At 68.8% G+C, this 14773-nt stretch carries 14 protein-coding genes; 6 read left to right on the top strand and 8 right to left on the bottom strand.

The features are described 5' to 3' along the window. Positions 1-25: 25 nt before the first annotated feature. Positions 26-820 (top strand): electron transfer flavoprotein subunit beta/FixA family protein, encoded by a 795-nt coding sequence (locus FZP69_RS20935; RefSeq protein ID WP_152043286.1) that lies wholly within the window; start codon positions 26-28, stop codon positions 818-820. After that, on the top strand, positions 817-1767 hold the full coding sequence (locus tag FZP69_RS20930; protein ID WP_152043285.1) for an electron transfer flavoprotein subunit alpha/FixB family protein: 951 nt from the start codon (positions 817-819) through the stop codon (positions 1765-1767). The genes FZP69_RS20935 and FZP69_RS20930 overlap by 4 nt, the downstream gene beginning before the upstream one ends. Positions 1768-1865: 98 nt before the next feature. Here the strand turns inward: FZP69_RS20930 and FZP69_RS20925 are convergent, their stop codons facing one another. The 3 genes from FZP69_RS20925 to FZP69_RS20915 all read right to left on the bottom strand — a co-directional run bounded on the left by FZP69_RS20925 (position 1866) and on the right by FZP69_RS20915 (position 5389). After that, complete coding sequence (locus FZP69_RS20925) at positions 1866-2273, bottom strand: VOC family protein (protein WP_152043284.1); 408 nt, start codon at positions 2271-2273, stop codon at positions 1866-1868. 115 nt (positions 2274-2388) lie between these two features. Next, entirely contained in the window at positions 2389-2859 is a 471-nt protein-coding gene (locus tag FZP69_RS20920) for a DUF4112 domain-containing protein (protein ID WP_152043283.1), read from the bottom strand. Positions 2860-2986: 127 nt separating this feature from the next. Continuing rightward, complete coding sequence (locus FZP69_RS20915) at positions 2987-5389, bottom strand: hybrid sensor histidine kinase/response regulator (RefSeq protein ID WP_152043282.1); 2403 nt, start codon at positions 5387-5389, stop codon at positions 2987-2989. 199 nt (positions 5390-5588) lie between these two features. Between FZP69_RS20915 and FZP69_RS20910 the strand changes: the two genes are divergently transcribed. Continuing rightward, positions 5589-6431, top strand: a complete 843-nt coding sequence (locus FZP69_RS20910) for a polyprenyl synthetase family protein (RefSeq protein ID WP_152043281.1) — start codon at positions 5589-5591, stop codon at positions 6429-6431. A gap of 100 nt (positions 6432-6531) precedes the next feature. On the opposite strand, the gene FZP69_RS20905 is transcribed toward FZP69_RS20910, so the two are convergent. The 4 genes from FZP69_RS20905 to FZP69_RS20890 all read right to left on the bottom strand — a co-directional run bounded on the left by FZP69_RS20905 (position 6532) and on the right by FZP69_RS20890 (position 10542). Continuing rightward, positions 6532-7629: an AI-2E family transporter gene (locus FZP69_RS20905; protein WP_152043280.1), complete on the bottom strand. Its 1098-nt coding sequence runs from the start codon at positions 7627-7629 to the stop codon at positions 6532-6534. A 325-nt stretch (positions 7630-7954) separates the two neighbouring features. Continuing rightward, entirely contained in the window at positions 7955-8233 is a 279-nt protein-coding gene (locus tag FZP69_RS20900) for an amphi-Trp domain-containing protein (RefSeq protein ID WP_152043279.1), read from the bottom strand. Between the two features lie 217 nt (positions 8234-8450). Beyond that, a complete protein-coding gene (locus FZP69_RS20895; RefSeq protein ID WP_152043278.1) occupies positions 8451-9362 on the bottom strand; it encodes a CHAD domain-containing protein in 912 nt (303 codons plus the stop codon). Between the two features lie 55 nt (positions 9363-9417). Further along, positions 9418-10542, bottom strand: coding sequence for a DUF373 family protein (locus FZP69_RS20890; protein WP_152043277.1), 1125 nt, complete (start codon positions 10540-10542; stop codon positions 9418-9420). 236 nt (positions 10543-10778) lie between these two features. Here FZP69_RS20890 and FZP69_RS20885 point away from each other — a divergent pair, with 236 nt between their 5' ends. Both FZP69_RS20885 and FZP69_RS20880 read left to right on the top strand, forming a co-directional pair. Next, positions 10779-11462, top strand: coding sequence for a hypothetical protein (locus FZP69_RS20885; RefSeq protein WP_152043276.1), 684 nt, complete (start codon positions 10779-10781; stop codon positions 11460-11462). A gap of 212 nt (positions 11463-11674) precedes the next feature. Beyond that, a complete protein-coding gene (locus FZP69_RS20880; protein ID WP_152043275.1) occupies positions 11675-12511 on the top strand; it encodes a hypothetical protein in 837 nt (278 codons plus the stop codon). A gap of 30 nt (positions 12512-12541) precedes the next feature. On the opposite strand, the gene FZP69_RS20875 is transcribed toward FZP69_RS20880, so the two are convergent. Then, positions 12542-13537 carry a PrsW family intramembrane metalloprotease gene (locus FZP69_RS20875; RefSeq protein ID WP_152043274.1) on the bottom strand — a complete coding sequence of 332 codons (996 nt, stop codon included), beginning with the start codon at positions 13535-13537 and terminating at the stop codon, positions 12542-12544. A gap of 224 nt (positions 13538-13761) precedes the next feature. On the opposite strand from FZP69_RS20875, the gene FZP69_RS20870 reads away from it, so the two are divergent. Next, the gene (locus FZP69_RS20870; protein WP_152043273.1) at positions 13762-14757 is read left to right on the top strand and encodes a radical SAM protein; all 996 of its coding nucleotides are present in this window, start codon (positions 13762-13764) and stop codon (positions 14755-14757) included. Positions 14758-14773 lie beyond the last annotated feature (16 nt).

Genomic DNA, 14773 nt, shown 5'->3' with positions numbered 1-14773 from the left:
CTCCGACGAGCGGGATGAGTGGACAATGAAGGTCCTCGTCACCGTCAAAGAGGTCGCGGAGGCCGCGGACGACTTCGAGATCGACGGACTCGACATCGATCCGGCGTACCTGGAGTACGACCTGAACGAGTGGGACGAGTACGCCGTCGAGTCCGCGGTCCAGTTGCGGGAAGCGGGTCACGCCGACGAGGTCGTGAGCGTCACCATCGGCCCCGAGCGAACCGAGGAGACGATCCGGATGGCGCTGGCGAAGGGGGTCGACCGCGCGGTCAGGGTGTGGGACGACGAGATCGCGGGCGCCGGCCTGCTCGACGTCGACGCGAAGGCGGCGGTCTTCGCGGCCGTCGTCGCCGCCGAAGAGCCCGATCTCGTCCTCACGGGGGTGCAGGCGAACGACGACGGCTTCGGCGCGACCGGCGTCGCGCTCGCCGAACGGATCGGCTACGAGTGGGCCGCCGTCGTGAACGACCTCGAACTCGACGACGACGGCTCGGTCGCACGGGTTCACCGCGAACTCGAGGGTGGCGTCGAGGAGCACACGGAGGTCGACCTGCCCGCCGTGTTGACGATCCAGACGGGGATCAACGAGCCGCGGTACGCCTCGCTGCGGGGGATCCGCCAGGCCCAGTCGAAGGAGATCGCGCCGAAGACGCTCTCGGACCTGGATCTCGACGCGACGACGGTCGACAGCCCCATCGCGATGACCGCGATGTACGAGCCCGAAACCGACTCCGACGCCACGATCTTCGAGGGCGACGCCGCGGAGACCGCCACACAGCTGGCCGACGTCCTCCGCGAGAAGGGGGTGGGCGCGGAATGACCGTCCTCGCGGTCGCCGACCACCGGCGCGGCCAGCTGCGCGACGTGAGCTACGAGCTCGTCACGGCCGGTCGGGAACTCGCCGACGCGCTCGACGGCGACCTCCACGTCGCGGTGATCTCCGGGAACGTCGACGCGTTCGCCGAGGACCTCTCGCTCGACGGGGTCGACGCGATCCACACCGTCGACCACGGCGAGGAGTTCAACCACGACGTCTACCTCCAGGCGGTCGAGGCGCTCGACGCCGAGATCGACCCCACCGTCGTGCTGATGCCGAACTCGGTGAACGGGCTGGACTACGCCCCCGCGGTGGCGTCGGCACTCGACCTGCCGCTGGTGAGCGACGCCGTCGCCCTCGAGTGGGACGACGGGCTCACGGCCACGCGGGAGATGTACGCCTCGAAGGTCGAGACCACGGTCGACGTCGACGCCGACCGCGTCGCGGTGACGATCCGCGGCGGCGAGTGGGGGCCCACGGAGGAACACGGCGACCCCACGATCGAGCCGTTCGATCTCGCGGTCGACGAGTCGCGCGTCCGCTCGCGAGTGACGGGCTTCGAGGAGGTCGCCGGCGGCGACGTCGACATCTCGGACGCCGACGTCCTCGTGTCGGTCGGTCGTGGCATCGAGGAGGAGGAGAACATCGCGCTCGTCGAGGAGCTGGCCGACGCGCTGGGCGCGACGCTCTCTTCCTCCAGACCCATCGTCGACAACGGCTGGCTCCCGAAGAACCGGCAGGTGGGCCAGTCGGGGAAGGTCGTCACCCCCGAGGTGTACCTCGCGATCGGGATCTCGGGGGCGGTCCAGCACGTCGCCGGCATGAAGGGCTCGGAGACGATCGTCGCCATCAACACCGATCCGAACGCGCCCATCTTCGACATCGCCGACTACGGCATCGTGGGAGACCTGTTCGACGTGGTGCCGGCACTGATCGAGCAGTTCGAGTAGCGCCGTTCGATTTTTTTGACCCGTTCGTTTTTTGATCCACCGGAAGGCTCGCGTCGCTCGCCTCCCGAGCCCCCACTCGCGCCGCTCGTGAGGGCGCCTCACTCGACGTCCTCGCCGAAGGCGAGCACGTAGCCGTCGAGGTCGCTCACGGTGAACTCCTTCATGCCGTACGCCTCTTTCACGGTCGGTTCGTCCCTGATCGACGCGCCGGCGTCCTCGTACTCGGCGAAGAGCGCGTCCGCGTCCGCGACCCAGATGTAGGCGTCCCAGCCGTGTCCGTCGGCCCCGTTCGGACGGACGTCGTCCGACTCGTGTGCGAGTTCGAGCGCGACGTGGACCCCGTCACGGGATGGGAGACAGAACGAGGGTGGCTCGCCCCAGAAGCGCGTGTAGCTGAAGCCGAGACGGTCGCGGTAGTACTCGGCGGCGGCTTCGACGTCGGCGACGCGGAAGACGGGGGACGTCTGGAGGAGCTGTTCACCGCTGGTCGTGACATCGGGTGCCATGACAGGAGGACGCTCGGGCGGGGGATAGCCGTGAGCCAAGCGTGCGGGGTGAAAGTGAGACGGCGCGTCGAACGGAAGACCGAGCGTCGAACGTGAGACGGGCGGCCGAGCGGCCTCACTCGACCTCGATGGTGACTGCGTCGGCGTCGTCGCCGTCCTCGGGCACGGCGGACTGCGCTGCCGCGTCGGCCAGGTCCTCGAGCGCCAGCTCGACGTTGCGGACGTTCGCTTTCCACAGGGCGTCGAAGAGGACGCCGACGACCGGGACGGAGCCGACCGCCACGTCGATCGCGATGTTGGCGAGCATCCGGACGAGCGTGGTGAAGGAGACGCCGAGCCGCGCCGACTCCAGGACGATGTAGAGCGAGAGTCCAGCCCCGACGGCATCACCGACGTTCCCGGGGAGCGCGCTCAGGAGGGGATCGAGCCCGACGTCGAACTCGGTGCCGGGGATCCGGACGCTCTCGTCGAGCAGTCGGCTCACGGAGGCCATCCGCCGGACAGCTGCCTCGTCGACCGTCGGGGGGAGTTCGACCGCCAGGTCGTCGGTGAAGGCGTCGTCGAGGTCGCGAGTCGGGTCGTGCATACGTCCAGTACACGAACCGGAGAGGTATGTGCCTGGTGCTCGCAGCCGCAAGCCCTCGTGGGTAACACGGAACCGAGCGCCGGTGCGGCTCCGGCGGCGTCCGGAGCGGGTTCGGCTCGACGCCGGTTCACTGCGCCTCGACGTCGACGCCCCTGAACTCGAACCGCGCGCCGCCGTCGGTTCCCTCCGACAGGGAGACGGTCCAGCCGTGGGCGTCCGCGATCCGCTCGACGATCGCCAGCCCGAACCCCGTTCCGGAGTCGCTCGTCGTGTGACCAGCATCGAACACCTGCTCGCGCCGGTCGGCCGGGATCCCCGGCCCGTCGTCCTCGACGTAGAACCCCCCGTCGAGATCGCCGATCTCGATCCGGACGTCCGCGTCGTCGGCCCGCTCTCCCGTCCGGTCGCTCGTGGACCCGCGCCCCACGCTGTCGTCGGCCCACGGCCGGCTGCCCGTCGAGCCGTGCTCGACGGAGTTCTGCACGAGGTTCGCCAGCAGCCGTCTGAGCTGGTTCCGGTCGGCGCGGACGACCCGGTCAGTCTCGACGGCGCTCGTGGCGCCACCGGTGTCGACGTGGATCCACTCGGTCTCGAAGAGACGGCCGAGGTCGACCGGTTCGACGTCGGTCACGGCCTCACCCTCGCGTGCGAGCCCCAGCAGGTCCTCGATCAGCGCCCGCATCCGTCCGTGCGCGTCGGCCGCGGCGACGAGGTGGTCGCTGTCGCACTCCTCGCGCGCCAGCCCCACCCGGCCCTCGGCCACGTTCAGCGGGTTCCGGAGGTCGTGGCTGACGATCGAGGCGAACTCCTCCAGCCGTTCGTTCTGCGCCTTGAGATCCGTCCGCGACTGGATGCGCGCGAGCGCCGTGGCCGCGAGCCTGGCGAGCAGCCCGACGATCTCGATGTCCGCGTCGCCGAACGCGGCGGGCCGGGTATCGGCGACGGTCACGACGCCCCACTCGCCGATCGGGACGTACGCGGCGGAACGCAACGAGCCCCGGTCGTACCGGTCGTCGACCCGTTCGAGGTCGTCGACGACCACCGACTCGCCCGTTCTGTACGCACGCGCGGCCGGGGCATCGCCGTCGACGCGGTAGTCCGGGCGGTCGCCGGCGTGGGAGACCGACCCCTCCGTAGCTTCGGCGACGCACAACAGCTCCTCGTCGTCGTCGACCAGACGGACGGCCGTGTTGGTGAACGCGAGGATCGTCTCCGACGCCTCCGTGGTGATTCGCGCGACGGCCGACGGCGATCCGGCCGCCACGAGATCACGGCTCGCCTCGTGGAGCGACGCGAGCTGTCGTTCGCGCTCCTCGCGGGCGGTGACGTCGTGTGCGACGCCGACGATCTGTGTCACTTCGCTGTCGACCACGACCGGGGAGAGCGTCGTCTCGAAGAGACGGCCACCCTCATCGGTCGGGATCTCCTCCTCGTAGCTGACGACCTCGCCCCGCTCGAAACACTGCCGGTAGTTCGCGACGAGCGTTTCGCCGAGTTCCCCGCCGAACAGCTCCGAGTGGGTTTTGCCCTGTACCTCCTCGTTCGTCACCCCGAGTGTCGCCTCGTTGGCCGGATTGATCTGCCTGATCCTGAACGTTGGCTCCTCGTCGGTGTCTTCGCCCTCCTCGACGTCGATCAGGAACAGCGAGTCGCGGGCGTGCTCGAAGACGACCCGGTACTCCTCTTTGAGCCGTCTGAGCTCCCGTTCGTGTGCCTTCCGCTCGGTGATGTCGGTGACGAACCCTTCCAGCGCGACCAGCCCGCCGTCGTCGTCGTACACCCCACGACCGCGCTCCCACATCCACTTGATCGTCCCGTTCCTGGCGGTGATGCGGTACGTGACCTCGAACGACTCGCCCGTCACGAGGGCATCCTGGACCCGCTCCCACATCCGCTCGCGGTCGTCCGGGTGAAGCAGGTCCTCCCCCCAGAGCACCTCCCCGGCCTCCAGCGCCGTGGCTGGATAGCCAGTGAGCACCTCACACTCCCCGCCGACGAACTCCATCGGCCACGTCGGCTCGTTGCGACACCGGTAGACCAGCCCGGGGAGGTTGCCGATGAGCGTCTCCAGTCGCCGGGTACGGCTCTCGACCGCGCGCCGCGTTCGCGCGCGCTCGACGAGCCGCTCGATCCGTGTCGCCAGCAGTGTCGATCGCTCCGGCTCCGCACACGCTGGGACGTACTCGGTCGCGTCGGCGTCGAAGAGCGCCTCGACGTCTGCTGTCGATCTTTCGCTCCCGAGTAGGACGAACGGGAGGCCACCGTCCGCCGCCCGAACGGCCCGGAGGAAGTCGAGGCCCGTCCCGTCGGGGAGTTCGTGTTCGCTCGTGACGCAGTCGACCCGGTCGGTCGCGAGCCGATTGAGTCCCCCGGCCGTGTCCGGCTCCGTCACGACGTCGAACTGGTCGACCCGGCGTTCGAGCGACGCTCTGGTCGACTCGTCGGTGCCGACGTACAGCACCCTGATCGGCTCCGTGAACGGGTCGTCCAACGGATCGCCGCGAACTAACTCCATCTGCGGCGAACTCACATCGGGTCCTCGAAGACCGTCGACAAAAGCGTTCGTTCCCGATACTCAGCGCTGAGAACGACCCGCGACTCTCCGGCGGACAGGAGGAGCGGGCCCCGTGGCTGGCCGCGTCGGACCGCCTCGTGCCTGTCGGGTCGACGAGCGGACGGCCCCTCGCGGTTCCGTCACCTACTTGCCTCCGCCGTCCTGAGAGCCGGCAATGGAGTACCTGGAGCGCCGGGTCGCGCTGGTGAACGACCGGCTCGAGGAGGTCGTCGAGTCGGTCGAGCCCGCGGAGCTCTCCGCCGAACTCGACCACGTGTCGCTCTCCGGCGGCAAGCGCGTCAGGCCCGCGGTGACGATCCTCTCCTGTGAGGCGGTCGGCGGCTCGCCCTCTCAAGCCGTGGACTTCGCGGTCGCCGTCGAGCTCGTCCACAACGCCTCGCTCGTCATCGACGACATCATCGACCGCTCCGGCGTTCGGCGTGGCAAGCCGAGCGCCTGGGCCGAGTACGGCTACGGTCCGGCGATCGTCTGCTCCGATGGCCTGCTCGGCGAGGCGTTCGCCCTCCTCTCGGTGGACGACCAGGCGACGCAGATCGTCGCCGAGTCGATGGTCGAACTGGGCGAGGGCGAGGCGACCGAACTCGTCGCACGCCCGACCACGGACGAGGAGTACATGGAGCTCGCCCGGCGGAAGACCGGGGCGCTGTTCCGCGCCTCGGCGGAACTCGGTGTCGTCGCCGCGGACGGGGATCCCCTGACGGTCGAATCCTTCGGCGAGTACGCCGAGCGCGTCGGCGTCGCCTTCCAGATCCGCGACGACGTCCTCGACGCCACCGCCGACGCCGACGACCTCGGCAAACCGACGGGCCAGGACGCGGCGATGGACCGCCCCTCGCTGGTGCAGGTGACCGGCATCGACCCCGGCGAGGCGAACGAGCGGGCCCGCGCCGAGTCCGACCGCGCGCTGGCCGCACTCGAGAGCGCCGATCCGCCCGAGACCGCCGCCCTCGGCTACCTGCGCGATCTCGCGGAGTTCGTGGTCGTCCGCGAGCGGTAGGCGGTCGGGGGAGACGCGACCTCGGACCGCCTGTCGTCGGTCGCGACCGAAACCGCGTCACGACGCGCGACCGACCGGAAGACGGTGACCGCAGTTCCTCTCAGAGGTCGTCGAGGCGCAGCTGATCCGGCGGGAGCGTGTCGGGCTCGTCGGCCCCGAGGAGACGCGGGAGTGCCGTCTGCGCGAACGTCAGCCCGACGACCAGCAGGATCGGTGCCAGGAAGAGCCCGTAGAAGCCGAGGACGACCGGCCCGAGCGTGTACGCGAGCATGAGGAGTCCCACGTGCGTCCGCTTCCCGCTGAGTAATGGTCGGAGCACCAAGTCGGGGACCGTGTCGACGAGGACCACGACGACGAAGAGGAAGCCACCGATGTAGACGAGCAGTGACGTGTCGCCGCTGAGGACCATCGGCAGAGCCGTGAGCCCGGCGACCGGGAGGTAGATGATCTTCATCCCGACGACGGGGATCAGACTCGCCGTCCCGGTCAGCGCACCCGCCAGCGCCGGATACGGCACCTCGGCGGCCGGAGGGACCAGCGCGTTGTAGCCGGAGAAGGCGGCGATGGCGATGAGCGAGATGGCGAGCACGTTTAGCAGGTTCCCGAACAGGACCGCCTCCAGCTCCGCGTCGACGGCCTCGAGATACTCCCGAACGATGGCGTCGTCGTCGAACCGCAGCAGCCACCCGCGGATGCGATGCCCGTCGAGCAGGAGGTAGTAGGTGACGATGACGATGATGAAGAGGTTGAGAAAGAAGTTCGAGACGACCGACGTCAGGAGGGTGGCGTGCTGGCCGATGAAGTCGACGAGTGGGGAGAGCTGACCGGCCTGATACGCCGCGTACAGCCCCGTGAGCGTCAGGTCGGGGACGGTCTCCATCTCGCCGAGCCAGTCGACGTGGGTCGCGGCGAGATCGATCACCGCGTACTGCGTGACGAACCGTCGTGCTTCGAGGACGAGCAGGACGGCCGCGTAGCTCACGAGCAAGAGCAGTGGCAGGGCGAGCGAGGCCATGACGACGACCGCCCGGACCCGTGCGGGGAGTCGAAGCGATCGGAGCGACGTGTAGAACCGCCGGGTCGAGTAGTAGAGGAACACCGAAACCGTGAGCGGGGCGACGAACCGAAAGGCGAGGGTTCCGACGACGACGGTGACGAAGAGGCCGAAGAGCGCGACGACGAGTCGTTTCTCGTCCATACACTGCCGGCACCGCTCGAAACGATAAAACCGCGGCCGAAAATATCGAAATTGATATTAGAGCCGTGTATCCGGCTCGATGCTGGTCGACGATCGCTCCGATCGCCCGGGGTACATCGTCGGTCCTGGGCGGTCGTGAGTCGTCGGGCGGCGCGTTCGCTCGCCCCGTCGGCCAGTCAGCGAAACACGGCGAACGGGGCGACGGAGACGACCGAATCGAGGGGACGAGTCGTGCCGGCCCCGTCGTGTCGAGTCGGCCGTTGTAGCGGGCAACCGAGCGACACCCCTCCCGTCGTCGCCACTGTACTCACCTCGTGAGCGTCCCTCACTCGATCGTGAGATCGCCGGTGTCGGTCGCGCCTTCGTCCCACTCGAGCTCGAACTCGAGTTCGATCTCCGCCGGTCCGCCCGACTTCGACGTCTCGCGTTCGACCTCGACCTCGAACTCGACGCGCCCGGGCGGCGTGAGCGTCACCGATTCGTCGCCGGATTCGAGCGTGAACTCGTCGCCGGATTCGAGGTGATCCGCGACCGTTCTGAGGTACTGTGCGACGTCCGCCGTGGTCATATCCCGCTCGAACTCGAACAGCGTTTCTTCGGGCATCTCTCCCTCTTCGACGTACGGGCTATTGAGTTTGTGTACCGACCCGATCGTCGAGCTCGTCTTTCGGCCGTCACTCCGGCTGACTCGGTGGAGCGTTCCGAAACGGCCGTCGCCGGTGTGACAATCGCGACCCTGCCCTCCGGCACACACTGCGAACACGAGCAGTGTTCGGCGACCCCCGAACGGTGCCCCCCGAGGGCTCCCGGTCGGAGGCGAGTCAGGCGACGTCGTACTCGACGGTCGCGTGCCAGTACCCCTCGACGCGGGCGACCAGGTCGTCCGGCGATTCGGCGAACAGCCGTTCTCCGATGGGTCGGGCCGCCCGCCGGAGTCCCGCACGCCGGTCGGCGATGGCTCTCTCCAGCACGTCGCGCGTCTCCGCGTCGAACAGCTCCTCGTCGTGCATGGTCTCGACGAAGACCGCCATGTCGTGTTCGTCGCCCGTGAGGTCCGACAGCTCCTTCAGCTGGTTCCGACGGGCCTTCATCGGCTTCTGCCAGACGGGCCGAAGCAGGTAACAGTGGTACCGGTGGTACTTGACGCGCTTGCGCCACTCGTGGAACGCCTCCGTCGTGGGCTCCTCGTAGGCGTCGGCCATTCGCTTCCGGCCGCGCTTGTACGACTTGCGGAGCCCCCCGGCGACCGCGTCGAAGCCGTCCGTGGCGACCGGGAGCGCGTCGACGCGCTCTCGTCCCTCGAGGAGGTCCCGCTCGACCGCTTCGAGCCGCGCGTCGAGGTCCTCCTCGGCGGCGAGGGTGTCGCGGCGGTCGACGAGCGTCTCCCGAACCGTGTCGAGGGAGTCGCCCGAGAGCTGTCGGTGTGCCTCCACCGCGGGAGCGACGTGGTCGTCGAACGTCTCGACGAGCGCCTGTGCGTCGCGGATGTGCGACAGTCGCCGGGCGGCGTCGCGGTAGTGGGAGTTCACCTCGCTGTACGTCGGCAACACCCCCCTGACGAGACGAACCGTCGCGCGGACCTCCTTGCAGCGCTTGCGGACCTCGTGGACCGCCTCGTGGGGGTCGTCCTCCCCGAACGTGTCGATGTGGTCGAGTCCGTCGTCGACCAGCGCCCCGACGATCCGCTTCGTCTCCGCCGAGACCGGTTCGTGCGGATCGAGCGTGTAATTCATGCTCCGACGACAGGCGCTCGACGGTGAAAAACGTGTCCGCCCCGTGGCCCATCGCTCACGCCGACGCGTCCGTCTCGACGCCCGTGGGGAAGCGCGACTCCGCGACGGCGAACGCGAGCGTGCTCAACACGCCCAGCAGGGTTCCGACGGTGAGCGCGACGGCCAGATCCGTGAGCGACAGGGTGGTGACGCCCGCCGCCGGAGGCAGAAAGAAGCCCGAGACGGCGTGCAGGACGACCGCGATGGCGACGACGTAGAAGGGAGCGTTGAGGTAGCGCCACTTGAAGCGGTCTGCGAGGTACTCGTCGGTGACCTGCCCGAGCGAGGAGGTGACCCCGGCCGCCGCGAACCACTGGACGGCTCCGTGGACGATTGCCGCCAGGACGACGCCGGCACCGGGGCTCCCGGGGACGGCGGCGTCGACGGTTCGCAGGAGTTCGACACCCCGCACCCCCCCGACGATCATGAGCGCGGTGGCGACGACGTACGTGATGAGCGTCACTCGACCGGCGTAGAGGACGTTCCGCGCGCGTTCCGCGACGTCGTCGACGACGGTCTCGAGCCCCAGCCCTCGAAAGAGCGAGTACAGCCCCAGGAGCGCCGAGATGAGTCCCAGCACCACGGCTCCGGGCACGTCGAAGTACGACGCGATGGTGACGAACGGGTAGATCAACAGCAGGATCCCGAGGGGGACGAGGATCGTTCCCCGCGTCTCGGGGTCGTCGAGCACCTGCTTCATCGTGTAGTACATCGACTCGAGGTCCTGCGCCTGGCGGACCACCACGCGCCGGACGCCGTCGATGGGCACCCGCGAGCGGATCACCGGCAACACCGACTCGTCCTGTGCACCGTCGGTGATGACGATGGCGCGGACGGTCTCGCCCGTCTGGAGCGACGCCAGCACCGTGTCGATCTCCTCGCCGATGGCGCGGTTCGCCTTCACGTCCGCGGCGTCGACGCCGGTGACGGCCGCGACCTCGACCTCTTCGCCACCCTCGGCGAGCAGGTCGTCGTAGGTGTGGATCCCCTGAAACAGCACGTTGATGTCGGAGTCCTCCGGGTCGGCGGTCGCGAGGGCGACCGCGCTCTCCTCGACGGCCGTCCGGCCGACGACCGGCGTGTCGAAGCCGGTCTTGCGGCCGAGGTCGTCGTCGAGGTCGACGCAGAGGACCAGGAGCATCGGGGGAGAGTACGTCGTCGTCGTATATCTGTTTTCGGGACGAGGGCGGAATCGACGCGCACGTTCGGTCGACACCGCGTCGGTGTCCACCGTTCGATCCATCAGAAATGATGAATAATTTTTGATAACCGGCCCGGAAAGTATAGGTTCCGTTCCGACCTCGAAAGGGGGCGAGGATGGAAACTAACGATACGACGGAACAGGAACACGAATGGACGAGACCGAGCAGACGGGCGGTGGTACGGGGTGTCGGCACCGGCCTGCTGGCCGCGAGTGCGCTGACCGGCGTCGCCTCCGGGAGACCGAAACGATCGAACGGGAAGGGGAGAGGGGAGTCGACAGACGACGGCAAGTCGGACACGGCCGGCCGGCCGACGCTCGTCGCCTCGACGCCGGAGTGTGAGACGCTCCGCGTCGAGTACACCCGGGGGAACCCGCCGGTGCAGGTGTTCGTCGACGGCCCCGAGACGCTCCGGACACGGCTCGACGATGGGAACCGCTCGGTGACGTGGACGGTCGACCCCGGCGACTACGTGGTGACGGGCAAGCCCGGGAAGGGCGGCTCGAAGAGCAACCCCGCGGTCGTCGTCGACGGGAGCCCGGTCACGGTCGAGAAGTGCGAGCGCGACCTCACGGCCACGTTCCAGTGTACCGGCCCCGGAGTGGGACAGTACACGCTGACGAACCCCAACGACGTCGACGCCACCGTCGACGTGGTCGGGACGGCCGGCGGCGACTCGTTCCCGTTCCAGTTCCCCGTCCCCGCCGAGTCGACCGCGACCGTCCCGCCGGGGAGCGAGTTCAGGGCAGACGGCTCGTGGACGTACGAGTTCACCGCGACGCTGGACGACGACGAGTCGACGTCGCGGGCGGTCAACGGCGAGTCGCCCTGGACGGACACACCCGACTGCTCCGACTGACGATCCGTGCGGGGCCGGTCCGGTCGACGGTCGGTGCGACCCGATTAGACCGCGTCCCGTGTCTGTTCCACCGGACCGCATCCCGTGTCTGTTCCACCGGACCGCATCCCGTGTCTGTTCCACCGGACCGCATCCGTGCCTGTTCGGTCGAGCGCCGTCTCACGGCCCCGCGTCGACGCCACGGTTAATCCGGTACCGCCCGAAGGACGGCTGTGCCCTCCACCGTCGTCCGCTGGCGCTTCAGCCCCGCGGCCACCCGCTCGCTCCGTCTGCTGGTGTACGCCGCGGTCGGCCTCCTCGTCGGTCCGGCCGTCGGCTTCGTCGGTCTCCTCCTGACGACGCTCCTCCGCGCGGACGCCGGTCTCCTCTTGCTCGTCGTCGCGCTGTTCGTCGGTCTCGGCGTCGGGAGCGGTCGCGCCCTCGTGGGACTGGCGAGCGGCGAGCTCCCGACACCGATCCACGAGGACGTCCGGGCACTCTCGTGCCGGTGGGTCGCCGGGGCTGTGCTGACCACGGCGGGCCTCACGGTCTGGGGATTCCGTGCCACTGGGGTCGGCCTCGAACTGATCGTCGGGAGCGTCGTCACGGGCGTTCTCGCGCTCGTGATCGGCGCTGGACTCCGGACCGATGGGGTCGTCGACTGCGACGGTGGGACGCTGACGTACCGGGGCCACACGGTTCCGCTCGACGCCGTTCGACGCGTTCGCTCGGCACGGGTCGGCCCGTTCGTGCTGGCGCTGCTCCGCTACTACGACGCGAGCGTGGGACCGTCGACGCCGCGGTTCGTCGTCTGTTCCGCGGCCGCACGCCGGGCGATCGCGTCCGTCCGTTCGTCGGACAGCGCGACGACGGCTCCCGGGGCCGAAGACCACGCGACACCGATCGCCGTCCGTCTGGTGGCGGCCGCGTTCGGTCTCGGCTGTCTCGCGGTCGGGCCGCTCCTGTGGGTCGGACTGCCCGCTGGTGGTGGTCGATTGCTCGCGGTGTACCTCGGGCTGTTCGGTCTCCTCTTCGGGGCGCTGTTCATCCGGTACGCCCTCGTCGCGTGAGTGGGTGACGCGCTCGCGTCGGCCCCGGTCTCAGTCGTCGGCGCTGGCGGCCCCCGACCCGCCCGTGTCGGCTTCGCCATCGGGACGGTCGGCGACGACCCGCCGGTACCGCCGGAGTTTGCGGACGAGCACGACGGTCAGCGCGCCGTCCCAGACGAGGATGAACGCGAACGTCGTCAGCGCCGTCGTGGGCAGGAGCTGCGGCAGGAGGGTCGTGAGCGAGTTGTACGTCGCGTGGAGGACGGCGGCGACGAGGAGTCCCTTGACGACGAGCGGGCCGTAATGTTCGTCGTTGAATCGCGCGAGTCCGAGGTAGTAGCCGGCGAACGCCGAGTAGAGCACGTGGCCAGGCCCGGCGAGCGAACGCGCCACGGTCGTCGGGATCGTGGCCGCCAGCACGGGTCCGCCGTTCTGGATCGCGGTCAGGGCGTTCTGGCCGATGTAGATGACGTTCTCGATCGAGGCGAAGCCGAGTCCGGCGGCCGCGCCGTACATCGCGCCGTCGACGACGGCATCGAACTCGGGGCGTTCGTAGGCGTACAGCCGGACGGCGAGCCACTTGACCAGCTCCTCGCCGGGGCCGACGATCAGGAAGAACAGGAGGATCGAACCGACGAGCGGGATCTGTTGGAACACCGTCCCGGCGGCGGTGTTGACGAGGGCGGCGAAACTCGCCAGCAGCCCCCCGAGCACGAACGTGACCGCGAGCGTCCCGACCGGTTCGGGATCGACGTCCTGCCGGCGAATGTACCAGAACAGGAGGAGCGCGGGGACCACCGACACCGCCGAGAAGACGGCCAGGAACGGGTCGGTAGCGAACAGCCCGAACGCCACGAAGAACTGCCCGAGCAGGACGAGCGCCGCGAGGGCGACGACGACCAGCCGCCAGCGGGTGGCGAGCGTCTCGTACAGGGAGACCGACGCCCGATCGATCGGGCTCCGTGGTTCCCACGTCGTCACTCCGTATGTCTCGACCGGCGGTTCGGTCGACGGTTCGTCCGGCGGCTCCTCCGACTGTTCGGACATCGTGTCGGTCGACACGTACTGGTTCCAGCCACGCCAGGGAACGGCTTGCACCTGCAAGCGCCCGCCACGAGAGCGACTCGTCCAGTCCGCCGCCACTGGCTCCCGGTCGATCGTGCGCCGCGGCGCGATCGAGCCGATCGTGACTGACGGCAGACCGTATCACACCCTCGCGCAGCACAAGTCGCACCGCTTTTGACGCTCCGCCGTCCTAGAGTGAGCACCGAATGATCTCGAAGGGCTGTGAGCAGTGCGCCAAGGGCGGGAAGATGGTGCTGTTCGTCTACGGCTACTGCGACCAGCGCGACTGTTTCTACTGCCCGCTGGGTGAGAACCGCAAGAACGTGACCCAGGTGTATGCGAACGAGCGCGCCGTCGACTCGGACGACGACGTGATCGAGGAGGCCAGGCGGATGGACGCGCTCGGCACCTCGATCACGGGCGGCGAGCCCCAGGAGGCGCTCGACCGGACCTGTCACTATCTCTCGCTCCTCAAGGAGGAGTTCGGCGAGGACCACCACACGCACCTCTACACGGGCATCACCGGTGGTCGAGAGAACATGCGCCGTCTCGCCGAGGCGGGGCTCGACGAGATCCGCTTTCACCCGCCCTACGAACAGTGGGGTGACCTGCACGGCACCGAGTGGGAGGAGATCCTCTACGTCGCCCGCGAGGAGGGGCTCACCCCGGCGTTCGAGATTCCCGGCATTCGCGCGGAACCGGAGTTCCTGCAGTTCCTCGACGAGGGTGCCGCGGAGTTCTGCAACGTCAACGAGTTCGAGATGAGTGACGGAAACTTCCGACGGATGCAGGAGGAAGGGTTCGAGCTCCGCGAGGGACACATGAGCGCCGTCGACTCCCCCAAGGAGGAGATCCTCGACGTGATGGGCGGCCACGAACGCGTCTACTTCTGTACCTCCGTCTTCAAGGACGCCGCCCAGCACCGCCGCCGCCTCAAGCGGATGGCCCGCAACCTCCGGCGGCCGTTCGACGAGGTGACCGACGACGGTACCTTAGTGTACGGGAAGGCGTGGGTCTCCCCCGAGGAACTGGCGGCGCTCGGCGTCCCCGAGGAGTACTACACGGTCAAATCCGAGCACGTCGAGGTCGCCTGGTGGCTCCTGGAGGAGATGATCGAGGCGGGCGACGTCCCCGAGGGCGAGATCGTCGAGCAGTACCCGACCGTCGACGGCACGGTGGTGGAACGGACGCCGCTGGCGTAGGGAGCCGCGTTTTGGT

Source organism: Salinigranum salinum, from assembly GCF_009176545.1.
Taxonomy (GTDB): Archaea; Halobacteriota; Halobacteria; order Halobacteriales; family Haloferacaceae; genus Salinigranum; species Salinigranum salinum.
This window is presented reverse-complemented; position numbering and strand designations above follow the sequence as displayed.